Consider the following 23,549-nt stretch of genomic DNA (forward strand, 5'->3'; position numbering starts at 1 on the left):
CCGGCCACCCATCCTCATGGCGCTCACAAACCCACCCGAGGAGGACGACATGCGCAGGATCACGATGTGGTTCCTCGCCACGATCGCCGTGGTGGTACTTCTCTTCAGCTACCGAACGTCGACCGGAACCGACAGCTCGCCTTCGGCCGCGCCAGCCATGGTGACAGGCCCCGTTGCGCCGGCGGAAACCGGTACGTCACGCGGCACGGTTGCACGGTCCGGTTCCACCACCGTCGCCGACGGCCCGGTCGTGCAGACCAAGCGGGGGAACGTCCAGGTGCAGGCCAGCATCAGCGGTGGCCGGATCACCGAGGTCACGCCGATGACGGTGCCGAGCACGAACAACCGCTCCCGTGAGATCAACAAGCGCGCGGTGCCGCAGCTGCGCACGGAGGCGCTCGCCGCACAGAGCGCACAGATCGACGCGGTGTCCGGAGCGACGGCGACCAGCGAGGGCTACACGAAGTCGCTCCAGGCCGCCCTGGACTCCGCTCAGTTCCAGGCCAAGCCGTGACCAGGCAGGCATTCGTCGAGCAGATCATGGGTCTGCCCGTCAGCGTGCACGTGCGCGGTCCCGGCGCCGACTCCCCGGCGGCGGCACACGCCGTCGCCGGGGCCTTCGCCGAACTACGCGCGATGGACGCCGTCTTCAGCCCGTACCGCCCGGACAGCCGGGTGAGCGCGCTGAACCGGGGAGAACCGGTGGACGATCCGCTGGTCGCCGCGGTACTCGACCTGTGCGAGCAGGCGCGGCAGCGTACCGACGGCTACTTCGACGCGTACCTTCCCGAACCCGGCGGTGGCACCCGCTTCGACCCATCCGGCCTCGTGAAGGGCTGGGCGGTCGAACGCGCCGCGGAGCACCTGTCGGGATACGAGTTCTACCTGAACGCCGGTGGGGACATGACGGTACGCGGATCCTGGCGCGTGGGCATAGAGGATCCGGCACAGCCCGATCAGCTCCTCACCACCCTCGAGGTCGTCGACGGGGCCGTCGCGACCTCGGGCAGCGCACACCGCGGAGCCCACATCGTCGATCCGCACACCGGCACCCCCGCCCGCGGCCTGCGCTCAGTCACCGTCATCGGGCCGTCCCTGACTTGGGCGGACGTGTACGCCACTGCAGCGGCCGCGCAGGGGCCTCAGGCAATGACATGGCTCGCCACGCTACCCGGGTACGAGGCCCTGCTCGTTGGCGACGACGGCGCCCTGCTGGCCACACCCGGCTGGTCGCTACCCACGTAACGCGGCCAGGACCGTGACGGCTTGGAGATGGACATCCTGCATGTGCGGCTAGGCCCCGTGCTGGCGTACCGGCCCGCCGACCCTTATGGGTCGGATCGGCCCTGCCCCTTGCCGAGCTCCGATGGGGCAGGATGGTCGCCATGTATTGCGCCTCCGTCGTCTACCCGACCGACGCCGAGAACTTCGACTTCGAGTACTTCCGCAGCCGCCACGCGCCCATGTTCGCAAGGTTGCTCGGCGAAAACTGCATCCGGTTCGAGGTGCATCGGGCTCTCGCCACTCCGGGCGCACCGCCGCCGCCCTTCGCCGCCGCGCCTACTTCTGGGTTACGTCGCCAGACGTTCGGCGCCACCCTCGCCGAGCACGGCGCGGAGATCTACGTCGACATCGCCAACTTCAGCGGTACCCAACCGACCCGTGGCTGGGCAGAGGTGCTCTGACAGCCCCGTCCACGCACCACACACAGCGGAAGATGCAAGAAGCATTCAGCGACGCGACGATTTCCAGTCGCGACAGACTCATCTCGCACCTGGCAGGGCCTTCGATGTCAGTACAGAGGCAATGAGTTACCGGCTTATCAACCTCGGGCTTTACTCGGACGAACTCCTGCCTCCGTTGGCTGCGACGTCTCGCTTACCCGCCGGGGATTTCACCCGGAGCGGGTGATGACGGCGCATGCCTCTCCTTCATAGCGTGACGGCATGGAAGCCCGTCCCACTCCGGCCGATCCCACGCCCGGCGTGGTCGCCGTCGCCCGCGAGAGCGGCGACCAGCGGTCCATCCCGCCCGAGTTGGGCCCGGAGTCCATCGCCGTCCTGAACGGCCCCACCTTCATGTACTCCGAGCCGTCCGGCGACGTGCCGCCCGGCAGCATCGGCGGCCTGGTCCACCTGGACACCCGGCTGCTCAGCGGGTGGGTGCTCACGGTCAACGGCAAGCGCCTGCTCGTGCTCCGCTCGCAGACTCTTCAGCACTACTCGGCCCAGTTCGCGCTCGCCAGCCCCGAGCTGGCCGGCCTGCCGGCGAACAGCCTCGGGTTCCGGCGGCTGCGCTACGTCGGTGACGGCTTCCACGAGCGTGTGGAGCTGGTCTCCTACCAGGCCCACCCCGTCCGGATCGAGCTGCGCCTGGCGGTCGCCGCCGACTTCGCCGACCTCTTCGAGGTCAAGTCCGGGGTACGGGACCGCTCGGCGCACATCATTCGCCGGCACACCCCCGACGGGCTCTGCTTCTCGTACGCGTACAACGACTTCTCCGTCGAGACCTGGGTCCGCTGCTCGCGGCCGGCAGACCGGGTCGAGGGCGACGAGCTGGTCTGGGACCTGGAGCTGCACCGCCGGCAGGAGTGGTTCGTCGACCTCGACGTGCCGCTGCCGCCAGGCCCGGGGGTGGTCGAGTCGGTCCGCGGGGACATCGCCGAGGTGGTCCACGAGCAGGTACCCGACCCGATCCGCCGCTGGGTGGCGGGGCGGGCCCGGCTGTCCAGCGACAGCGAGGCGCTGGAGCGGACCATGCGCAAGTGCCGGGACGACATCGCCGCGCTCCGGTTGGAGCTGGAGGTCAAGGGGCAGCGGATCACGTTGCCCGGCGCTGGACTGCCTTGGTTCCTGACCGTCTTCGGCCGGGACACCCTGATCACCGCCTACCATGCGCTGGTCGCCGGTCCGAGCCTGGCTCGCGGCGCGCTGCTCGCCCTGGCCAGCCTGCAGGGCGACTGCTGTGACGACTTCACCGACGAGGAGCCCGGAAAGATTGTGCACGAGATCCGCAGCGGGGAGCTGACCCGGACCGGGGTGAAGCCGTACGGCCCGTACTACGGCACCGCCGACGCCACGCAGCTCTGGTTGATCCTGCTCTCCGAGTACTGGCGGTGGACCCGGGACGACGGGCTGGTGCAGAGCCTGCGGGACAACGCGATGGCCGCGCTCGACTGGATGGACCACTACGGCGACCGGGACGGCGACGGCTACGTGGAGTACGGCACCCGCTCGCCGGAGGGGCTCGGCAACCAGTGCTGGCGCGATTCGCCGGACGGCGTCATCTTCCACGACGGCCGGATTCCGGTGCTGCCGATCGCCACCTGCGAGCTGCAGGGCTACGGCTACGACGCGAAGCTGCGGCTGGCCGAACTCGCCGACGGCCCGCTCGACGATCCGGCCCTGGCTCGTCGGCTGCGCGAGGACGCCGCCCGGCTGTACGAACGGTTCAACCGGGACTTCTGGATCGAGGAGCGGGGTGGCTTCTACGCCGTCGGCCTCGACGGCGACAAGAACCGGATCGACTCGAAGACGTCGAACATGGGTCATCTGCTCTGGAGCGGCATCGTGCCACCGGAGCGGGCCGACCAGGTGGTGCGGCAGCTGATGTCGCCCGACCTCTTTTCCGGCTGGGGGATCCGGACCCTGTCCCGGGAGGACGAGTTGTTCAACTCCCTCGGCTACCACCACGGAACCGTCTGGCCGCACGACAACTCGCTCGCCGTTCTGGGGCTGGCCCGGTACGGGTACCGGGCCGAGGCCAACCGGATCAGCGTGGCGCTGATCGAGGTGGCGGAGCAGTTCGGCTACCGGCTGCCGGAGGCGCTGAGCGGGTACCCCCGCGAGCGGCTGCTGTTCGCTGTGCCGTACCCGACCGCGTGCAGCCCGCAGGCCTGGGCGTCCGCCACCCCGCTGGCCCTGGCCCGGGCGATGCTGAACCTCAACCCGGTCGACGGCCGGCTGGTCCTCGACCCGGACATTCCGTCAGAGTTCGGCCGGATCAATGCCCAGCGGGTCCGGGCGTTCGGACAGTTCTGGGACGTCGAGGCGGTGGGGCGCCGGGGGTACGTCCGGCTCTCCGCGGACTGACCGCTCGGCCAGGTTGTCCCGGCCGGCGATGGGGCCGCAATGACGAATCTTCGTGTGGTGATCGTGGGGGCCGGGTTCGCCGGATACCACGCGGCGAAGACGTTTGAGCCGGCTCGCCGGCACGCGGGCCGAGATCGTCCTGCTGAACACGACTCGACAGCCGCTACGAGCCCGGCAAACGCGGCTGGCAGAAGTACCGCGCCTACCACACCACCGAGGCCATCATCGGCGGCGTCAACCCCAGCCTCAGCAGTCCAAAACCCTCCTGCTCGGACGCCTCGACGAGCACGGACGACTCCGCTACACCGGCCGGACCCACGTCCTGCGGCCCGCCCAGCGCGCGGAACTAACCGACCTGCTAACCCCTCACACCGCAGCACCAGACGCCCATCCTTGGCCGCAACCACTGCCCGCCTCCTAGACCGGGCAGCTCGACCGGCCCCAACCCCTCCCCTACACCCCGGTCCTCCCCGCCGTGCCCGCGGAGATCGACGTCGACACCGCCTACGAACACCACCGATGGCGCCACCTCGTCCGCTACCGACGCCCCCGCCCCGACCTCGACCTCGACGACGTACCACCGCTCGACAGCCAGTTCTAACGTCCGCCAACACGGCGACCCAGGCAGAGACGGCCGGTTCGCCACTCCATGAAGCCGTAGCGCCGAGTCCGGCGCTAGCACAACCGGAACATGATCAGAGCGGTGAGATGCTTCGTCCCGCCCGGTCGGCCATGATCGTCGTGCTCCCGGCGCTGGTCTGACTCGTTATCCACCTGGCGCCACGGCTGCCCTTTGCTTGATTTGTCGGCCGCGCCGGGTGCACGCGCCGAACGGACGGGTGTGACCTAACAGGAGCCTGTGCAAGAGGTCCCATCACCGTGCTGTCCGTCCGCCCGACGGTGCGTGCTGCCCCGGTTGGACGCCTGGAAGGACAGCACCACCCACCATGACAGACCACCAGCTCGAAATCATCGGCGGCGTCGACACCCACGCCGACACCCACACCGCCGTCGTCATCGACGAGGTAGGCCGGATGCTCGGCCACCGCCAGTTCCCCACCACAGTCGCTGGTTACCGGGCGCTGCTGACCTGGATGAGCGAACACGGCCCGGTCCGGTCGATCGGAATCGAGGGCACCGGCAGCTACGGCGTCGGCCTGGCCCGCTACCTGCGCGCCCAAGGCATGCACCTCGTGGAGGTCGACCGGCCCAACCGCAAGATGCGCCGCCAGCGCGGCAAGTCCGACCCGATCGACGCCGAGGCCGCCGCCCGCGCCGTGCTGGCCGGCACCGCGACCACCGCCCCGAAGAACCGAGACGGGCAGGTGGAGGCCATCCGGGTCATCCGCGCGGCCCGCACCTCGGCAGTGAAGTCGCGCACCGCCGCGATCAACGCCCTGGTCGGCATGGTCCGCACCGCCCCGGAACCGCTGCGCACCCAACTCCTGGACCTGCGTAACTCGGAACTGATCATCACTGCTGCCGCGCTACGGCCAGCCATGGACATCGCCGACCCGATCGCGGCGACCAAGACCGCGATCCGTCGGCTGGCACGCCGCATCATCGACCTGGACCGCGAGATCCGGGCCGCCGACGTCGACCTGCAGGTGCTACTCAAGCAGGCCGCCCCGCAGCTGCTGGAGTTGCCCGGAGTCGGCCCTGAAGTCGCCGCGCAGCTGCTCATCACCGCCGGCGACAACCCGGAGCGGATCCGCGACGAGCGGGCCTTCGCCGCACTCTGCGGGGTCTCACCCATCCCCGCCAGTTCCGGGCGCACCGACCGGCACCGACTCAACCGAGGCGGGGACAGGATGGCCAACAGAGCCCTCTACATCGTCGCGGTCAACCGGATGCGCTGCCATCCCGAGACGCTCACCTACGTCGAACGCCGACGGAAACAAGGACTGAGCAACAAAGACATCTCCCGATGTCTGAAGCGGTACATCGCGCGTCAGGTCTACCCGCTGATCTTGGAATCCCTGCAGATCCGACCCCCGTCATCCACAACCCTCGCAGGGCTCTGACCAGCCCGGCTTGCATTACAGGAGCATCAGCCACGAGAGTTATCCACAACCGCAGGAGCGGCCGTGGCGCGCCAACGTCTTGGCGGGGAAGCTGAGGTGGTCGGCGAGGCCGCCTCCCGGCTGCTGGCCACGGCTACGTGCAGGTGGAGCAGCCCTGGCCGCAGGCCACCGACCACCGGTCCCCGCGCGACCAGCGCGGGGACCCACTGCATGTGGCGACAGGCACGTCCAGGGCCCGGCGGGCCAGCCGCATTCGCACCGCCGTGGTGTCCCAGGTCGGTGAAGCCTCATCCGGAGCAGCCAGCAGCAAAGACACCTACCTGCAGGCCCGATACCAGCGCATCGCCAGCCGCCGCGGCAAGAAGCCCGCCGTCGTTGCCGTCGGACACGGCATCCTCACCGCCATCTGGCACATGATCAGCAACGACGCCGTGCGGAGGCGGCACGGATTACTCGAGCGGCAACTAGGCCTGCTCGAATTCTTCGTCGGCATAGTTCCCCATAGCCACATCATCCAGGAAGGTCTCCCATAGACCGGTCGCTGCGGTGAGCGGGATGCACTCCGGCGCCCGGGAGCGCCACCCAGCCACGGAGTGCACGAGCCGCAGGAACCCGACTTAATCGACAGCACGGCATCGAATGGCGCTTATCGGCTCTATTGCACATTATTCCGAACACCGGCCCGGTCGCTGCGTCAAGCCACCGCAACAGCAGTTCTCAGAGTGACTCTCCGGCTGAAGCATTAGTGCCCATGTCAGGCGGCCTCAGAAACGTGCGTCCCGACTGGAACATACCATTCAGCATCCGCATTTTGTCTTGGTCTGGACCTTCTCGCGTTGCCCATTCGTTGTCCGACAGGAAATCGCCCCAAGCGCTTCGCTTACGCTCCATCAAGTCATCATTGTGCGACGGCTTCTGGATCATGCTGCGGTAGCCCCACAACGCACTAATACCGAAGACTTCCTCATCCCGCGTAGTGAAGCTCCAGCCGACGGGAAGCGCGGCATCAGCAAATTCGAAGAGTTCGACATGGCACCAGGCCGGCCGTGCATGGTCGGCCAGCACAAGGAGCCCGAGGTTCCCTTTCCTGATAGCCATTGCGTAAACCGCGTAAGCACTACCTACCGTAAGCTGAAACCTGGCCCGTCCGGAATTAGCCGTGCGACCAAGAACCGATTCCGGCAAGTCGCTTCCACGATTGCCGATACAAACGACCTGCATCACCACCGCTCATCAGCCCCAGGCATATGGTCCTTAACTTTAAGGTCGTCAACCGCTCCGGTTGTTATTTGATACTGGTAATGAACGTCAATTCCGTCGATCGTTTGCTCCATCTTTACCCAACCCTTATCGCGGGGCCATCTTGGATCCGTCTGCGGGACTTTCCAGAGCTCCACACCGGCCGCTGGATTTTCTCTCACCTCCAGCAGCAACTCCTCCTCCCAGTCGACGTGATCTCGTCGTGCGGTGCTGCCCCGCGATGGGTTTTGCACAGGCCCAAGACACGGATCCGTATTGTGAACGAGGACCGGGGTGTTGCCAGCGAGCACATAGTACGTGTGAATGCCGGCGACGGTGAGGTTGTAAGCAGCCGCGCGTTGCGTCGTGTCGGGGTTGAGTCCCACGGCTGCCAGGTCGGAGGTGCCACGGCCTGAGTGCAAAAGGTCACCGCGGTCAAGGTCCTTGACTTCCTGCCATTGCTGGTCGGTGTGGTTCCAGAAGGGGTGGTCATCAGTGGTGGTGAGAGTGGCTCCGTTGGACAACTCAAGATTGATCAGATCGTCGTCATGCACCCAGACGTGGGTCACCTTGCGAGGACCTTGCTCACCGGTCTCTGGGTCGGTAGCGAGGACTAGCTCGCCCACCTCGATGTCTTCGATGGCTTTGGTGCTGCCATCGGCCATGAGGACGTGGGTGTCGCCACTGAAGCTCTTAAAGGCGCATGTACGTGTACGCACGCTTTTCGCGGCGTGCGCATCGTGGGCTACATCAGCACCTTTTGCGAGGATTCGCAGCTCGACAACCGCTTTGGCGTAGCCGAGAAACGCGACCGCTGTCCAGAAGCATCCGCTTGCCTGCCCGTCAAGGCATCTTTTTGCGTCATTGATTCCAACCATTTCGGCAAGCAGGTTTTTGTAAACTTTGTCGAAATGCTCGTTTATTTTTTTGCAGAGTTCTTCATCGTTGGCACAGATAGCCTTGAAGGCCACTTGCTTCTGCTGTGCTTCGGGAAGTCTGCGGAAGGGCCGGTCGCGGTACCAGCCCGTTTGGCAGTAGACGCCGGTGGTGCAGGACCCGCTCTTGATGCATTCGCCGACCCGGCCCGGCTGCGACTGCTCAGTCTGATCCAGTCCGCTCCGGAGGGCGAGGCGTCCGTGAGTGACCTCACCGCGCCGCTTGGTCTCTCCCAGCCGACCGTGAGTCATCACCTTCGGATCCTCACCGAGGCCGGCCTGCTTGAGCGCGACAAGCGCGGCGTCTGGGCGTACTACCGCCTCGTGCCGTCCGCGATCGCGGCGATAGCCGAGCTGTTGACGCCGCCCCGCAAGCGGGCGACGAAGAAGGCCCGCTGAGCGGCACTGCGAAGGCCGGCGCCGGTGCAGGATTCCCGGGCCGTAGGTCGGTAGACCCCGAAGTCGTCGAGGTGGTGGCGGCGCAGTGGGTTCCACTTAAGCGTGAAGTGCTGGTTGGTGCGGAAGTCGGTGCCAGCCGCATGAGCGGCCGTGGCGCGCCAACGTCTTGGCGGGGAAGCTGAGGTGGTCGGCGAGACCGCCGCCCGGCTGCTGGCCACGGCCACGTGCAGGTGGAGCAGTCCCGGCCGCAGGCCACCGACCACCGGTCCCCGCGTCAGGCAGCCGGGCGTGGGGACCGACTGCCCTGCAGACCAGTACCAGCAGTCCGACCTGGCAACGGACATGATGTTGCTGTCCGCGCCGTGGCACGTCGCTGGCCCTCACGACTCAACCTCGCTGACGGCCGGCGCCGCGCTCCTGGTTCGGCTCGTGCGCCGTGAGGTTGTCCTCCAGTTGGTGCAAGACCCGGAGCGCTTCGCGCTGTTCAGCCGAGGTCATGTCGCCGACCGTACGGCGTTCGAGGTCTTCCCAGATGCGTTCCACCTGCTTGCGGAGGACGAGGCTGGCCGGGGTGGGTTCGACGCGGGTGGCGCGGCGGTCGTCGGGATCGGGGACGCGGCGTACGTAGCCGGCCCGTTCGAGGCGCTGCACGGTGCGGGTCATGCTGGCCGAGTCGGTGTCGAACTCGTCAGCGAGGTCGGTCTGCCGCTGCGGCCCCGACTCCCACAGTCGCTTCATCAGCAGTTCCTGGCCGGGGTGGAGCCCGACATCGCGGAGCAGTTGGCCGGCGAGCATTCGGTGGGTGCGGGCCAGCCGGAAGATCGCGTGGCTGATCGGCCCGCCCGCCGCGACGCCGGGCGGATGCCGCTCGACCGGCACGTCCTCTGCGCTCATCCGATAAGTCCGACCGATACCCCGCCGCTTCGCACCCACTGCCTGGACCGGCTCACCCGGCTGGCGGACGTCAGACAGCGGCGAAGGCGGCGAGCCGGTCCAGGCCGGCCGGTTCGGTCATCGGAATCACGGTAGGCGCGGGCACGCCCCCCGACGACCCGGTTTCCTCGCATCGACGCTGGTCACACCCTGGATCGGCCCGCTGCCCAGAGGCACTTTTTTCAGCTTTCGAACTTAGCCATGTTTCGTTACCCGCCCGTTATTGACGTGACCGCCGCCACTTCGGTTGACTGCGACGGAACCGCTTCCGCAACCGGTTCCGAAACAACGCCTCACCCCTTCGACCCGGGAGCGTCACGTGCCGATCACCATCGCCGACGTCGCCACCCGCGCCGGCGTGAGCAAGACGACGGTGTCGCGGGTGCTCAACGGCAAAGGCGAGGTGCACGTCCGCACCGCCGACCGGGTCCGCGCCGTCATCAACGCCCTCGGGTACGTGCCGAGCGCCCGCGCGGTCGGTCTGGCCCGCGGGCGTACCCGGGTGGTCGGCATGCTGGTGCCCGCCCTGACCTGGCCCTGGATGGGCGAGGTGCTCCAGGGCGCGGCCGACGTGGTCGAGGCCGAGGGGTATGGCATGCTGCTGTTCACCTGCACCCACGGCGACGAGTCGATGCGGCGGTTCGCCTCCCAGGTCTCCGCGAAGTCCTTCGACGGCCTGCTCGTGGTCGAGCCGGAGGGCACCCTCGACTACATCACCGAGCTGCACGAGCGCGGACTGCCGGTCATCCTTATCGACGACCGCGGCCACCAGCCCGGCTTCCCGTCGGTGCGCACCACCAACGAGTCCGGTGCGCGAGCCGCGGCGGCGCACCTGCTGGCGCACGGCCGGAAGCGGCCGCTGGTCGTCACCGGCCTGAGCCGCTTCGGCTGCACCCGGGAGCGGCTGGCCGGCTTCGCGGATGGCTACGCCGACGCCGGCCTGCCCATCGACCCCGCACTCGTCGTGGAGGGTGACTTCACCTTCGAGTGCGGGCGGGTCGCGGTGGAACGCCTGCTCGCCGACGGCGTGCCGTTCGACGCCGTCTTCGCGCACAACGACCTCTCCGCCGCCGGGGCGCTCCAGGCGCTGCGCGACGCCGGCCGGCGGGTCCCGGACGACGTGGCGGTGGTCGGCTTCGACGACCTGCCCCTGGCCGGGCACACCCACCCACCGCTGAGCTCGGTCCGTCAGCCGTTGCGGGAGATGGGGGCGGCCGCCGCCCGCACCCTCATCGCCCACCTCGCCGGCACGCCGCTGCCCGACACCCCGACCGTCATTCCCACCAGCTTCACCGTCCGCGCCTCGACCGGCACCACCTGACCTCTCTACCGCTGTATCCACCACCCACACCGGCGGGAGCACCGCGCCCACCGGTGGCAACACCGCACACCCTCCATCCACCACATCCCGCTCGAGGATTGCGGGAGCACCGAGGGAGACCTCCATGAGAAGAAGGCAGTTCCTCGCCGTCGCGCTGGCCGGCGCGATGGCCACCGGCGTCGCCGCGTGCGGCGACAGCCCGAACGCGAACAAGAAGAACGGCCAGGCGGCCACGGTGCTGAACGTCGGCATGCCGAACGGCCCGCAGGCCGAGAACAACAACCCGTTCCTCACCACGTCCGCCGCAGCCTCGCTGGGCTACCGCTGGCAGATCTTCGAGCCGCTGATGATGTGGAACCCGGTTAAGCCGGCCGACCCGTTCAAGCCGTGGCTGGCGACCAAGGCCGAGTGGTCGTCAGACTACGCCTCGGTCAAGGTCACTATCCGAGACAACGCCACCTGGTCAGACGGGCAGAAGGTCACCGCCGAGGACGTCGCCTTCACCTACAACCTGGTCAAGAAGTACCCGGCGCTCAACGACCAGGGCGTGCCCTACACGGACGCGACCGCCAGCGGCAACGAGGTCACCATCAAGATGGCCAGCCCGCAGTTCGTGAACCAGCAGAAGGTGCTGTGGCGGGTGCCGATCGTGCCCAAGCACATCTGGGAGAAGATCAGCGACCCGACGACCGACACCGTCAAGCAGCCGGTCGGCAGCGGCCCGTACACCCTGAAGTCGTTCACCCCGGCCAGCATGACCCTGGCGGTGCGCGACAGTGGCTACTGGCAGGACCTGCCGAAGGTCAAGGAGCTGCGCTACACCTCCTACACCGACAACAGCGCGCAGACCACCGCGCTGGCCAACGGCGAGTCGGAGTGGAGCTTCGTCTTCATCCCCAACTACCAGACCGTCTTCGTGGCCAAGAACCAGGAGCACCACAAGATGTGGGCGCCCGCGATCCTGGGCATCCACGGCCTCTACCTCAACACCACGAAGAAGCCGTTCGACGACCCGACGCTGCGCCGGGCCATGAACATGGTCATCGACCGCCAGGACATCTTCACCACGGCCGAGGCCGGGTACTTCCACCCGCTGGTGAAGAGCGTGACCGGCCTGCCCAGCCCGGCCGGTGACGCGTTCATCGCGTCGGAGTTCAAGGGCCAGGAGCACAAGGTCGACGTCGAGGGCGCCAAGGCGCTGCTCACCGGCGCCGGCTACAAGCTCGAGGGCAACACCCTCAAGGACAAGACCGGCAAGGCCGTCACGATCAAGCTGACCGACCCGGCCGGGTGGTCCGACTACCAGACCAGCCTTGAGATCGTGAAGGACAACCTGTCGAAGATCGGCATCGCCGCGACGGTCGACAAGGCCAACCAGGACGCCTGGTTCCGCAACGTCGAGCAGGGCAACTTCGAGGCGACCTTCCGGTGGACCGAGGGCGGTGCCACGCCGTACGACATCTACCGGACGATCATGGACGGCCGGCAGCTCAAGCCGATCGGCACCGCCTCCCCGGCGGGCAACTTCGGCCGCTTCGACAACAAGCAGGCGACCGACGCCCTGGTCGCCTACGCGAACGCCACCGACGAGGCGGCCCGTACCGCCGCGATGAGCACGCTGCAGAAGGTCTTCGTCGACCAGATGCCGATGATCCCGGTCGGCGCGGACAACATCGGCGGCGCGTACAGCACGAAGAACTGGACCGGCTGGCCCGACGACTCGAACCCGTACGGCGCCATGCAGCCCACCCAGCCCAACGCGCTGGACGTGGTCCTGCACCTTAAGCCCGCCGGTAGCTGACCCCCGGCACCGCCTCCCCGGTCGGCCCCGGCCGACCGGGGAGGCGGCACCAGATGTTCGTGACATCGCGATCCCAGACAGGAACTCGGCATGACGTTGAGCGAGAGCGCGGCGGCACCGGCCGACGAGGTGGTGCTGGAGGCCGTCGGCCTGACCAAGCACTTCCCCGTCCGCAGACGGCTGCGTGACCTCTTCTCCCGGACGCCGGCAGTCGTGCACGCCGTCGACGACGTATCGTTCGCGCTGCGTCGCGGCTGGGTGACCGCGCTGGTCGGGGAGTCCGGCTCCGGCAAGTCCACGGTGGCCCGGCTGCTGGCCCAGATCTACCCCCGCACCGCCGGCGACCTCCGCCTGCACGGCAGGTCGACCAGGGTGCGCGGCGGTCGTCCGTTCCGGTCGTACGTGCGGCGGGTCCAGCTGATCCTGCAGGACCCGTTCGCGTCGTTGAATCCGGTGCACACCGTCCGCTACCACCTCACCCGATCGCTGCGGATCCACGGCAACGCCGGGCGCAGCGCCGAGGACCTGGAGGCGGCCCTCGGCAAGCTGCTCACCCGGGTCAGCCTCACCCCGCCCGAGCGCTACCTGGACGCTTTCCCGCACGAGCTCTCCGGCGGCCAGCGGCAGCGGGTCGCCATCGCCCGGGCGCTCGGCGCCGACCCGGAGGTGCTCCTCGCCGACGAGCCGGTCTCCATGCTCGACGTCTCGATCCGCCTCGGCGTGCTCAACCTGCTCCAAGACCTCAAGCAGCGGCTCAACATCGCCATCCTCTACATCACGCACGACATCGCCTCGGCCCGCTACTTCGCCGACGAGACGATCGTGATGTACGCCGGCCGGATGGTCGAGGGCGGCGACAGCGAGACCGTCACCCAGAACCCGGCCCACCCGTACACCCGGCTGCTCACCGATTCGGCGCCAGACCCCGAGCGCATCACCGGCGACGGCGCCGGCGTCGACGCGGCCGCCGGGGAGGACCGCGGTCAGGGCGAGCCGCCGAGCCTGATCACCCCGCCCGCCGGCTGCCGGTTCCACCCCCGGTGCCCGCACGCCATGCGGCGCTGCACGGCGGACCTGCCGCCACGGCTGACCATCGGCGACCGGCCCGGCCACTGGGCGGCCTGCTGGCTCTACGACCCGGCCACCGTCGCCGCCGACACTCCCGGCTCCGCCGCGCCGGACGCCGACCCGGCCGTTCCACCGCCCCCGGCAGCGGTCGAGCGGGACGACAACGCCACCTTGGAGGAGACCCGATGAGATTCCTCCTGCAGCGCACGGCCTTCTACCTGTTCACCGCATGGGCGGCCATCACGCTCAACTTCTTCATCCCGCGGTTGGTCCCGGGCGACCCGGTGCAGTCCCTCATCTCGCGCAACCAGGGCCGGATCAGCGCCGACGCCATCGAGTCGCTGCGCGTGCTGTTCGGGCTGGACGCGAACGAGAACGTCTGGGAGCAGTACCTGCACTACTGGGGACAGCTCCTCCACGGCGACCTGGGGCTGTCGTTCACCTTCTTCCCGGCGCCGGTGTCGACGGTGATCGGCGACAGCCTGCCGTGGACGATCGGCCTGGTCGGCATCACCACGATCATCAGCTTCCTCCTCGGCACCGCGCTCGGCGTCGGCGCCGGCTGGCGGCGTGGCTCCTGGGTCGACGGCCTCCTGCCGGCCACCACGTTCCTGTCCTCGATTCCGTACTTCTGGCTGGGCCTCGTCGCCATCGCCCTGTTCGCCGGCCCGGGAAGTTTCTTCCCGTCCTCCGGCGGCTACGAGCCGGGCCTCGTGCCGGCGTTCGACCAGTACTTCATCCCGAGCGCGATCCAGCACAGCATCCTGCCCGCCGCCACCATCCTGGTCTCCTCGATGAGCGGGTGGATCCTCAGCATGCGCAACATGATGGTCACCGTCTCCTCGGAGGACTACATCACGGTCGCCCACGCGAAGGGGCTGTCCGAGCGCCGGGTCGCCCTCAGCTACGCGGCCCGCAACGCGCTGCTGCCGAACGTGTCGGGCTTCGCCCTGTCGCTCGGGTTCATCGTCGGCGGCACGCTGCTGGTGGAGATCGTCTTCTCCTACCCCGGGCTCGGCTACCAGCTGTTCCAGGCCGTCGGCGCCAAGGACTACCCGCTGATGCAGGGCATCTTCCTGATCATCACGATCTCCGTGCTGGTGGCGAACCTGCTCGCCGACGTCGCGTACCTGCTTCTCGACCCGCGGACCCGAAAGAGCTGAGCGATGACCATCTCACCGTCGAGCATCGAGCAGGTCATCCCCGGTCAGGGGGCGATGGCCCAGCCGTCGGCCGCGCCGGGCCGAGCGAAGCGGCGCCGGTTCCGGTTCGTCGCCAACGCCAAGGCCGCCACCGGGCTGGTAATCCTGGGCATCTACTGCCTCTTCGCGGTGATCGGGCCGTGGGTGGCGCCGTACGACCCGGACGCCCGCAGCGGCGACGTGCTCCAGGCGCCGTCGCTGCGGCACTGGTTCGGCACGACCCACCTCGGTCAGGACATCTTCAGCCAGATCCTGGTCGGCGCGCGCAGCGTCATGCTGGTGGGACTGGTCGCCGGTGTGCTGGCGACGATCCTGTCCATCCTCATCGGCGTGACCGCCGGCTACATCGGCGGCGCGGCCGACGAGGGCCTGTCGGCCCTGTCCAACGTGTTCCTGGTCATCCCCGCGCTGCCGCTGATCATCATCGTGACGTCGATCGTGGAGCAGGCCAGCGACACGCTGGTCGCGCTCATCATCGGCTGCACCTCGTGGGCGTGGGGCGCCCGGGTGCTACGCGCCCAGACATTGTCCCTGCGGCGCCGCGACTACGTCGAGGCGGCCCGGGCCACCGGCGAGCGGACGTGGCGCATCATCCTGTTCGAGATCCTGCCCAACCTCACCGCGATCATCGCGTCCGGCTTCGTCGGCACCGTCATCTTCGCCGTCATGTCGGAGATCACCCTGGCCTTCATCGGCATCTCGTCGATCTCATCCTGGAACTGGGGCACCATCCTGTTCTGGGCCCAGGGCCAGCAGGCCCTCGCGCAGGGCGCCTGGTGGTGGTTCGTCCCGGCCGGGCTGGCCATCGCGCTGCTCGGCACCGCCCTCGCCCTGATCAACTTCGGGATCGACGAGTTCGTCAGCCCCCGGCTGCGCAGCGCCGGCAGGACCCGGATCCGCACCGCCGACGGCCGCACCGTGCGGATGCGGGTCGGCTTCACCCCCGTGCTGGCCCCGACCCCGTCCGTCCCGACGCCACGGGCTGCCACCACCCGAGAGGACGTTGTGCGATGAGCGATCCGGTGCTGGAGATCCGCGGACTGCGCGTCGACTACGGGCTCGGCGACGCGGCGGTGCACGCCGTCCGCGACGTCGACCTGGCCCTGCACCGGGGCGAGGTGCTGGGGCTGGCCGGCGAGAGCGGCAGCGGCAAGTCCACCCTGGCGTACGGGCTGACCCGGCTGCTACCGCCGCCCGGGGTGGTCAGCGGCGGCCAGGTGGTCTACCACCCGGTCGACGGCCCGCCGGTGGACGTGCTGACCCTCAGCCCGGCGCAGCTGCGGAAGTTCCGCTGGGCGGAGACCTCGATCGTGTTCCAGGGCGCGATGAACTCGCTCAACCCGGTGCACAAGGTCTCCACCCAGCTGCTCGACGTGATCAAGGCGCACGAGCCGACGAGCACGGCGGCGGGCCGGCTGGCCCGGGCCCGGGACCTGCTCCGCCTGGTCGGCATCGCGGCGGACCGGCTGGACAGCTACCCGCACCAGCTCAGCGGCGGCATGCGGCAGCGCGTCATGATCGCGATGGCGCTGGCGCTGGAGCCGCAGGTGGTCATCATGGACGAGCCGACCACCGCGCTGGACGTGGTGATGCAGCGGCAGATCCTCGGCCAGCTCGCCGAGCTGCGGGAGCGGCTGGGCTTCGCTGTGCTGTTCATCACCCACGACCTGTCGCTGCTGGTCGAGTTCTCCGACCGGATCGCCATCATGTACGGCGGCCGGATCGTCGAGGAGGCGCCCGCCGCGCAGCTCTACCGGCGGGCCCTGCACCCGTACACGGAGGGGTTGCTGCACTCCTTCCCGGCGCTGCGCGGCCCGCGCCGCGAGCTGACCGGCATCCCCGGCTCGCCGCCGGACCTGCGGGCCATGCCGGAGGGCTGCGGGTTCCACCCGCGCTGTCCGAAAGCCTTCGACCCGTGCGACAAGAAGGTGCCGGCGCTGGGCCCGCCCGTCGACGACCACCCGGGCCGGGACGTCGCCTGCTGGCTGCACCCGGTCGCCGCGCCGGTACCCCGCTGACCCCCGCTCTCCGTCCGACAGAACGACCCGCTACCGCGAGGAGAACCATGGACACCCACCTCACCAGCCCGACCACCGACGGCTCCAGGTCGCCGCGCGGCGTCAGACGCGCTGAGCTGGAGTCGTCGCACGGGCAGGCCGACCCGATCGACACCCTCCCGCCGACCTTCCGGTGGGGGGTGGCGACCTCGTCGTACCAGATCGAGGGTGCGGTGGCCGAGGACGGCCGGACGCCGTCGATCTGGGACACCTTCTGCCGGGTGCCGGGCGCGGTGGCCAACGGCGACCACGGCGACGTGGCCTGCGACCACTACCACCGGATGCCGCAGGACGTCGCGCTCATCGCGGACCTGGGCCTGGACACCTACCGGTTCTCGGTGGCCTGGCCGCGGGTGCAGCCGGGCGGGCGCGGGCCGGCCAACCCGGCCGGGCTGGCCTTCTACGACCGCCTGGTGGACGAGCTGCTGGGCCGCGGGGTCGACCCGTGGGTGACGCTCTACCACTGGGACCTGCCGCAGGAGCTGGAGGACGCGGGCGGCTGGCCGAACCGGGACACCGCCTACCGGTTCGCCGACTACGCGGAGCTGGTCTTCGCCGCCCTCGGCGACCGGGTGAAGACCTGGACCACGCTGAACGAGCCGTGGTGCTCGGCGATGCTCGGGTACGCGTACGGCCTGCACGCCCCGGGCCGGCGAGACCTCGGCGCCGGGATCGCGGCCGCGCACCACCTGCTGCTCGGGCACGGGTTGGCGACGCAGCGGCTGCGCGCGGCGGCGGGCAGCCCGATCGAGCTGGGCATCACCCTCAACATGGCCACCGCCGACCCGGCCACCGACAGCCCCACCGACCGGGACGCCGCTCGGGCGGCGGACGGCCTGGGCAACCGGATCTACCTGGACCCGCTCTTCCACGGCCGCTACCCGGAGGACGTGGTGGCAGACCTGGCCGCCGAGGGGGTGCGCATCCCGGTCGAGGACGGCGACCTGGCGGTCATCTCGTCCCCGATCGACGTGCTCGGGGTGAACTACTACTTCGGGCAGGCGCACTCGGGAGTGGACGAGCAGGGCCGGGAGCGGGAGGACGACGGCCGGCCGGTGCGCCGGGTCGTCCGCCGGGACCTGCCGCGTACCGCGATGGACTGGGAGATCGTGCCGGACTCCTTCACCGAGCTGCTGGTCCGGCTGCACCGGGACTACCCGGGCGTGCCGCTGGTGATCACCGAGAACGGGGCGGCCTTCGACGACAAGCCGGACGCCGACGGGTTCGTGGCCGATGACGACCGGGTGGCGTACCTGACCGAGCACCTGCGGGCGGTGGCCCGGGCCCGGCAGGCCGGCGCGGACGTGCGTGGCTACTTCGCCTGGTCGCTGCTGGACAACTTCGAGTGGGCGTACGGCTACGACAAGCGGTTCGGCATCGTCCGGGTGGACTACGACACCCAGCGGCGTACGCCGAAGCGCAGCGCGCACTGGTACCGCGACACCATCCGGCGGGTGCGCGGGGAGCGCTGACCGGCCGCTCGGGGCGGCCGCGCGGGATCCTCCCGGGCGGCTGCCCCGCCGCGCCCGGGTGCCTTGCCGGCCACATTTTTCATGTCTTGACATAAGCAGGTGCGAGGGGTTTTCTAATTCGCGGACGTCGATTTATCCGGAAGGAGCATCCGTGTCCCCCACCACCGTTCCCCGGCTCGCCGGCCGCGCCGTCCTGGCGCTCTGCCTCGCGGCCGGCACCCTCGCCCTCACCCCGCCGCCGGCCGCGCAGGCCGCCGGCGAGACCGTCAACGTCTGGCTGACCACCACCTCCGACTCCGGCGGGCGGACCGTCACCCGGGGCCTGCAGCAGCAGAGCCCGCTGAGTTTCGCCGCCAGCAGCCCCGCCGCCGCGCACACCGTCACCGTCGACGAGAACACCCGGTACCAGCCCTTCGAGGGCGCCGGGGCGTCCATCACCGACACCACCGCGTACCTGCTACGGGGCGGGCCGGTGAGCGCGGCCACCCGGGACGAGGTGATGCGCAAGCTCTTCAGCCCCACCGACGGCATCGGCCTGTCCTACGTGCGCAACCCGATCGGCGCCTCCGACCTGTCCCGGCCCGGCAACGTCTCGCTCGACGACACCTGCTGCGACCTGAACGACTTCGGGGCCAACGGCTACGACACGAACGTCGAGCTGCTCACCGCCCAGGCCCGGCAGCTCAACCCGGCGCTGCGGGTGATGGTGGTGCCGTGGAGCGCGCCCGGCTGGATGAAGGACAACGGCCGGATGGACCAGATGGGCTGGCTCAAGTGGGAGTACTACGCCACCTACGCCCAGTACTTCGTCAAGACCATCCAGGCGTACGCGGCCCGGGGCGTGAAGGTCGACTACCTCTCGGTGCAGAACGAGCCGAACTGCTGCCAGGCCGGCAACCCCACCGCGATGGACTACCCGGGGATGAGCTGGAACTCCTCCGGCCTGGTCGAGCTGACCAAGAACTACGTCTACCCGGCGTTCCGCGCCGCCGGCATCACCACCAAGGTGCTCGTGCACGACTGGAACTACGGCGACTACGGCACCATCGGCTCCGGGTTGCTCGCCGACGGCGCGGTCCGCACCGACCCGCTGTTCGGCGGCATCGCCTGGCACGGCTACTGGGGTGACCCGGCGGTCGGCAGCCAGGTGCACGGCCAGTACCCGGCGGTGCCGCAGTTCAGCACCGAGCACTCCGGCGGCACCTGGATCGCCAACCAGCACAACGAGGACATGGCCGACATCGTGAACTACGCCCGGAACTGGAGCCGGAGCGTGGTGAAGTGGAGCCTCGCGGTCAACCAGTTCATGGGCCCGCACAACGGCGGCTGCGGCAACTGCACCGGCCTCATCACCGTGCAGGAGGGCGGCGCCCGCGCCGGCCAGGTCGACTACACGATCGAGTACTACACCACCGGGCACCTGACCAAGTTCGTCCGGCCGGGGGCGGTGCGGATCGACTCCACCGCCAACGGCACCGTGCAGAACGTCGCGTACCGCAACCCGGACGGGACCAAGGCGCTGCTGGCGCACAACGGCGGCAGCTCCGCCCAGTCGGTGAAGGTGGTCTGGGGCGGGCAGTCCTTCACCTACACCCTGCCGGCCCGCACCACCGCCACGTTCACCTGGTCCGGCAGCCAGTCGGGCGGGGGCGGCACGCCGACCGGCCCGATCACCGGCATCGGCGGCAAGTGCCTCGACGTCACCGACAACACCAGCGCCGACGGCACGCCGGCGCAGATCTGGAGCTGCACCGGCGGCGCGAACCAGCAGTGGACCCGGGCCGCCGACGGCACCCTCCGCTCGCTGGGCAAGTGCCTCGACGTGGCCGGGGGCGGCACCGCCGACGGCACGAAGGTGCAGTTGTGGACCTGCAACGGCAGCGCCGCCCAGCGGTGGACCTGGACGGCCGGGCGGGACCTGGTGAACCCGCAGGCGAACAAGTGCCTGGACGTCACCGGCAACACCTCCGCCGACGGCACCAAGACGCAGATCTGGAGCTGCACCGGCGGGGCCAACCAGAAGTGGAACCTCCCGTCCTGAGCCGGGGCCGGGCCGGCGCTCCCGCCGGCCCGGTGGCTCAGCGGGTCCGCGTCCGGGGCCGCCGCGCCGCCTGCGCCGGGACCACCCGGGCGACGGGTTCGCGCGGCACGCCGCCGTGGCGCAGCAGCCGGGCCATCGGCAGGGTGGCCGCGCCCATCGCGACCGCGTCCGGTCCGAGCCGGCACAGCTCGATCGAGGTCTGGGCGTACGGCTGGCGCAGCGCGTGCCGCGCGGTGGCCTCGCGGATCTGCGGCAGGTAGCGCTCGCCCAGGGCCAGGCCGGCCCAGCCGCCCAGCACCACCCGGTCGGGGTTGAACAGGTTCACCAGGTTCGCCACCCCGGCGCCGAGGTAGCCGACCGTCTCGTCGAGCACCTTGGCGGCGGTGCGGCTGGTGGCGCGCAGCAGCTCGCCGAAGGCGGTCTCCTCGTCGCCGCCGGTCGCCGGGCGACCACGGTTGGCCTGGCGGAACCGGTCGAGCACCCCTTCCGCCCCGACGTACGCCTCGAGGCAGCCGAGGTTGCCGCAGCGGCAGCGGCGGCCCCCGTACACGATGGTGGTGTGCCCCCACTCGCCGGCGCTGCTGTGCGCGCCGCGGTAGCCCACGCCGTCGGCCACCACGCAGGCCCCGACGCCGGAGCCGACCAGGGCAACGACCGCGTGCGGGACGCCGCGGCCGGCGCCGAACCACATCTCGGCCTGGCCGAGGGTCTTCGCGCCGTTGTCGATGTGCACCGGGATGTCGGTGCCGGCGCGCAGCAAGGCGCCGAGTGGCACGCCGTCCCAGCCGAGGGTCTGCGCGTGCACCACGGCGTCGGCGGCGCGCTCGACGGTGCCGGAGACGGCGACGCCGAAGCCGAGCACCGCCGCCGGGTCGATGCCGGCCTGCTCGATCACCGCGGTGAGACCGTGCAGCAGGTGGTCGGTGACCTGCCGGGGGTCGGGCTCGGCGGCGGCGATCGGGTACTCCGCCTTGGCGAGCGCGGTCATCGCCAGGTCGAAGAGTTCGACCTGCACCCGGGTCTCGCCGACGTCGGCGCCGACCAGGTAGCCGTAGCCGGGGGCGACCCGCAGCAGCACCCGCGGGCGGCCGCCGTCGGACTCGACCAAGCCGGCCTCCTCGACCAGGCCCTCGGCGATCATCTCGCCGACCAGGTTGCTCACGCTGGCCAGGCTCAGCGCGGTGGACTGCCCCAGCTCGTGCCGGCTCAGCGGGCCGTCCAGCCAGATCCGGGTGAGCAGGACCGACCGGTTGGCACGACGCATGTCGCGCACGGTGGTGCGTTTGGCGTCCACGTCCGCCGCCATCCTCTCCCGGCCGCCCCCGGCGGCCTGCTTCACGCGGTGAACCAAGTGCTGACAGACTACTGCGCGTTTACATTTAACAAAGTTAACTGCTAGGGCGAGCGCATTGATGAAATGCTATGTCATGCGACTCAGGCGCGGGTTGACCCCCGCGCTCGGCGGCGTCGCGCTGCTCGCCGCCACCGAGCTCGCCGCCACGCAGACCGCCCTGGTGGCCTGCTCCGCGCCGGCCTGGGCCGAGGGCGTCACCTGGACCGCCGGCAGCTCGGCCACCTACGCCGCCCGCCTCGGCCGCCGACCCGGCCGTGGTCGCCGGCTGGATCGCCGAAACCCAGGCCGAACGCCGACGCGCCCGAACAACACCACACGCCAGTCGAAGAGAAGACCGACGTCCCTCCTCGCTTCAGCGAGGAGCGGATCATTGGCGTCGTCGAGGAACTCGGAGAACATCACCCGAACACGCCCCGGAGCTTGGGCCGTATCTCGCTCTTCCACCGGGCTGGGGCGTGGTACCGGCACCCGGCTACGAGGACGTCTGGTACGACGAGACTCTCCTCGACGTCTGACCTTGGCTCGGCAGCACCAGGCCCCGCAGGTAGGCCAGCCCTGGCATCATCCGGCATTGAACCGCGGCGAGATGCGCGGTCCCGAGCAACGAGCCCAGTCCTGACGCGGCGCGCAACGACCCGACGTGGCGCGAAGTGGGCGGCCACGATCGGTGCAAGCCGCCACAACGCAAGGGCGCCCTGACGACAGCCGGACGGTTACGAGGTCAGCTGCGGCGATCGGGGCGTAGCCGGTGCGGCGGGCAGGCCGGCGACCTCCACGTCAACCGCGAGTAGCGCGCCGTCGACCGGGCCGCGCGGCGCCAACCCCAGGGCGGCGGTGGTGATGAAGAGTCGGCGCAGGTCGGGGCCGCCGAGGCAGACGCTGGTGGGCTGGGCTGCGGCCAGGCGGATCTCGCGATCCAGCGTACCGTCCGGACGGTAGCGGCGGACCGCGTGGCCGCCCCAGAGCGCGACCCAGAGGTGACCCGCGGAGTCGATAGTCATCCCGTCCGGGGTGCCTTCCGTGGCCGACAGGCGCAAAAACGGTGCCCGGGCGGACAGGGCGCCGGTGGCCGGGTCCACCGTGAACCGGTCCACCTGACCGAGCGGGGTGTCCGCCAGGTACATCAGGGTGCCGCTGGCATCGAAGGCGGGCCCGTTGGTGATGGTCAGCCCGGTCACCGCTGCCTCGGGCGGGCCGTCCGACGGCAGTCGGTAGAGGGTGCCCGCGCCGGGTGTGGCGTCGTAGGCCATGCTCCCCGCCCAGAATCGGCCGTGCGGATCGGCCACCGCGTCGTTCATCCGGGCCCGAGCCCGATTATCCCCCTCAAGGTCCGCGACAAGCTGCGAGTCGCCGGTACCGTCCAGTACCGCCACCCCGGTGCCGACCGCGGCCAACCAACTGCCCGGCCGCCCGGCGATCGCGGCCACCGCGCCGAGCGGGGCGTTCAGCTGGTGTACCTCGCGAAACGGCGCGGGCGCGTCGCCGGTGGTCTCCAGCAGCCGTCCGGCGAGGAGATCCACGAGCACAAGCCGGCCGTCCACCCAGCGGGCCCCCTCCCCCAGCTCTAGTCGATCGCTGTTCCATGGGGTCGGTTCGGATAGCACCAGGTCTC

Annotated in this window: 19 protein-coding genes and 2 pseudogenes; 16 read left to right on the forward strand and 5 right to left on the reverse strand. The window is 69.8% G+C overall.

Going from position 1 to position 23,549, the window contains the following annotated elements; translation table 11 throughout:
• Positions 1-49 precede the first annotated feature (49 nt).
• The 7 genes and pseudogenes from M2302_RS21250 to M2302_RS21280 all read left to right on the forward strand — a co-directional run.
• A complete protein-coding gene (locus tag M2302_RS21250; protein ID WP_280839607.1) occupies positions 50-514 on the forward strand; it encodes an FMN-binding protein in 465 nt (154 codons plus the stop codon).
• Positions 511-1,245, forward strand: coding sequence for an FAD:protein FMN transferase (locus M2302_RS21255; protein WP_280839608.1), 735 nt, complete (start codon positions 511-513; stop codon positions 1,243-1,245). Before M2302_RS21250 ends, M2302_RS21255 begins: the two co-directional genes overlap by 4 nt.
• Before the next feature lie 131 nt (positions 1,246-1,376).
• Positions 1,377-1,685: an EthD family reductase gene (locus tag M2302_RS21260; RefSeq protein ID WP_280839609.1), complete on the forward strand. Its 309-nt coding sequence runs from the start codon at positions 1,377-1,379 to the stop codon at positions 1,683-1,685.
• A gap of 261 nt (positions 1,686-1,946) precedes the next feature.
• Entirely contained in the window at positions 1,947-4,091 is a 2,145-nt protein-coding gene (locus M2302_RS21265) for a glycogen debranching N-terminal domain-containing protein (protein WP_280839610.1), read from the forward strand.
• A 475-nt stretch (positions 4,092-4,566) separates the two neighbouring features.
• Positions 4,567-4,692: a hypothetical protein gene (locus M2302_RS21270; RefSeq protein WP_280839611.1), complete on the forward strand. Its 126-nt coding sequence runs from the start codon at positions 4,567-4,569 to the stop codon at positions 4,690-4,692.
• A 346-nt stretch (positions 4,693-5,038) separates the two neighbouring features.
• The gene (locus tag M2302_RS21275) at positions 5,039-6,115 is read left to right on the forward strand and encodes an IS110 family transposase (RefSeq protein ID WP_280839612.1); all 1,077 of its coding nucleotides are present in this window, start codon (positions 5,039-5,041) and stop codon (positions 6,113-6,115) included.
• A 275-nt stretch (positions 6,116-6,390) separates the two neighbouring features.
• Positions 6,391-6,537, forward strand: a pseudogene (locus tag M2302_RS21280) (IS110 family transposase); the annotation flags it as partial.
• A 295-nt stretch (positions 6,538-6,832) separates the two neighbouring features.
• On the opposite strand, the gene M2302_RS21285 reads toward M2302_RS21280, so the two are convergent.
• On the reverse strand, positions 6,833-7,339 hold the full coding sequence (locus M2302_RS21285; RefSeq protein WP_280839613.1) for a hypothetical protein: 507 nt from the start codon (positions 7,337-7,339) through the stop codon (positions 6,833-6,835).
• A complete protein-coding gene (locus M2302_RS21290; RefSeq protein ID WP_348529436.1) occupies positions 7,336-8,541 on the reverse strand; it encodes a polymorphic toxin-type HINT domain-containing protein in 1,206 nt (401 codons plus the stop codon). The genes M2302_RS21285 and M2302_RS21290 overlap by 4 nt, the downstream gene beginning before the upstream one ends.
• Here M2302_RS21290 and M2302_RS21295 point away from each other — a divergent pair.
• Positions 8,428-8,688: pseudogene (locus M2302_RS21295) on the forward strand (metalloregulator ArsR/SmtB family transcription factor); the annotation flags it as partial. The gene M2302_RS21290 and the pseudogene M2302_RS21295 overlap by 114 nt on opposite strands.
• Before the next feature lie 387 nt (positions 8,689-9,075).
• Here M2302_RS21295 and M2302_RS21300 read toward each other — a convergent pair.
• Positions 9,076-9,567: a MarR family winged helix-turn-helix transcriptional regulator gene (locus tag M2302_RS21300; protein ID WP_280839614.1), complete on the reverse strand. Its 492-nt coding sequence runs from the start codon at positions 9,565-9,567 to the stop codon at positions 9,076-9,078.
• Positions 9,568-9,940: 373 nt separating this feature from the next.
• On the opposite strand from M2302_RS21300, the gene M2302_RS21305 reads away from it, so the two are divergent.
• The 8 genes from M2302_RS21305 to M2302_RS21345 all read left to right on the forward strand — a co-directional run bounded on the left by M2302_RS21305 (position 9,941) and on the right by M2302_RS21345 (position 20,583).
• Complete coding sequence (locus M2302_RS21305; RefSeq protein ID WP_280839615.1) at positions 9,941-10,942, forward strand: LacI family DNA-binding transcriptional regulator; 1,002 nt, start codon at positions 9,941-9,943, stop codon at positions 10,940-10,942.
• A 124-nt stretch (positions 10,943-11,066) separates the two neighbouring features.
• Positions 11,067-12,743, forward strand: coding sequence for an ABC transporter substrate-binding protein (locus tag M2302_RS21310; RefSeq protein ID WP_280839616.1), 1,677 nt, complete (start codon positions 11,067-11,069; stop codon positions 12,741-12,743).
• Positions 12,744-12,833: 90 nt separating this feature from the next.
• Positions 12,834-14,000, forward strand: a complete 1,167-nt coding sequence (locus M2302_RS33165; protein WP_348529437.1) for an ABC transporter ATP-binding protein — start codon at positions 12,834-12,836, stop codon at positions 13,998-14,000.
• Complete coding sequence (locus M2302_RS21325; RefSeq protein ID WP_280839617.1) at positions 13,997-14,974, forward strand: ABC transporter permease; 978 nt, start codon at positions 13,997-13,999, stop codon at positions 14,972-14,974. Before M2302_RS33165 ends, M2302_RS21325 begins: the two co-directional genes overlap by 4 nt.
• 3 nt (positions 14,975-14,977) lie before the next feature.
• Entirely contained in the window at positions 14,978-16,027 is a 1,050-nt protein-coding gene (locus tag M2302_RS21330; protein ID WP_280839618.1) for an ABC transporter permease, read from the forward strand.
• A complete protein-coding gene (locus M2302_RS21335; RefSeq protein ID WP_280839619.1) occupies positions 16,024-17,031 on the forward strand; it encodes an ABC transporter ATP-binding protein in 1,008 nt (335 codons plus the stop codon). The genes M2302_RS21330 and M2302_RS21335 overlap by 4 nt, the downstream gene beginning before the upstream one ends.
• A 47-nt stretch (positions 17,032-17,078) precedes the next feature.
• Positions 17,079-18,542, forward strand: a complete 1,464-nt coding sequence (locus M2302_RS21340; RefSeq protein ID WP_280839620.1) for a GH1 family beta-glucosidase — start codon at positions 17,079-17,081, stop codon at positions 18,540-18,542.
• Positions 18,543-18,693: 151 nt separating this feature from the next.
• A complete protein-coding gene (locus M2302_RS21345; RefSeq protein WP_280839621.1) occupies positions 18,694-20,583 on the forward strand; it encodes a ricin-type beta-trefoil lectin domain protein in 1,890 nt (629 codons plus the stop codon).
• Between the two features lie 37 nt (positions 20,584-20,620).
• On the opposite strand, the gene M2302_RS21350 is transcribed toward M2302_RS21345, so the two are convergent.
• Both M2302_RS21350 and M2302_RS21355 read right to left on the reverse strand, forming a co-directional pair.
• On the reverse strand, positions 20,621-21,934 hold the full coding sequence (locus M2302_RS21350; protein WP_280839622.1) for an ROK family transcriptional regulator: 1,314 nt from the start codon (positions 21,932-21,934) through the stop codon (positions 20,621-20,623).
• Between the two features lie 716 nt (positions 21,935-22,650).
• Positions 22,651-23,541, reverse strand: a complete 891-nt coding sequence (locus M2302_RS21355; protein ID WP_280839623.1) for an SMP-30/gluconolactonase/LRE family protein — start codon at positions 23,539-23,541, stop codon at positions 22,651-22,653.
• Positions 23,542-23,549 lie beyond the last annotated feature (8 nt).

It is taken from the genome of Micromonospora sp. A200 (genome assembly GCF_029893845.1).
Taxonomy (GTDB): domain Bacteria; phylum Actinomycetota; class Actinomycetes; order Mycobacteriales; family Micromonosporaceae; genus Micromonospora; species Micromonospora purpureochromogenes.

Bases quoted from the DNA above. Each gene is read 5' to 3' on its own strand.
- M2302_RS21260 (WP_280839609.1), top strand. From the start codon at position 1,377: ATGGTCGCCATGTATTGCGCCTCCGTCGTCTACCCGACCGACGCCGAG.
- M2302_RS21340 (WP_280839620.1), top strand. From the start codon at position 17,079: ATGGACACCCACCTCACCAGCCCGACCACCGACGGCTCCAGGTCGCCG.
- M2302_RS21250 (WP_280839607.1), top strand. From the start codon at position 50: ATGCGCAGGATCACGATGTGGTTCCTCGCCACGATCGCCGTGGTGGTA.
- M2302_RS21325 (WP_280839617.1), top strand. From the start codon at position 13,997: ATGAGATTCCTCCTGCAGCGCACGGCCTTCTACCTGTTCACCGCATGG.
- M2302_RS21330 (WP_280839618.1), top strand. From the start codon at position 14,978: ATGACCATCTCACCGTCGAGCATCGAGCAGGTCATCCCCGGTCAGGGG.
- M2302_RS21310 (WP_280839616.1), top strand. From the start codon at position 11,067: ATGAGAAGAAGGCAGTTCCTCGCCGTCGCGCTGGCCGGCGCGATGGCC.
- M2302_RS21290 (WP_348529436.1), bottom strand. From the start codon at position 8,541: ATGACTCACGGTCGGCTGGGAGAGACCAAGCGGCGCGGTGAGGTCACT.
- M2302_RS21265 (WP_280839610.1), top strand. From the start codon at position 1,947: ATGGAAGCCCGTCCCACTCCGGCCGATCCCACGCCCGGCGTGGTCGCC.
- M2302_RS21335 (WP_280839619.1), top strand. From the start codon at position 16,024: ATGAGCGATCCGGTGCTGGAGATCCGCGGACTGCGCGTCGACTACGGG.
- M2302_RS21275 (WP_280839612.1), top strand. From the start codon at position 5,039: ATGACAGACCACCAGCTCGAAATCATCGGCGGCGTCGACACCCACGCC.
- M2302_RS33165 (WP_348529437.1), top strand. From the start codon at position 12,834: ATGACGTTGAGCGAGAGCGCGGCGGCACCGGCCGACGAGGTGGTGCTG.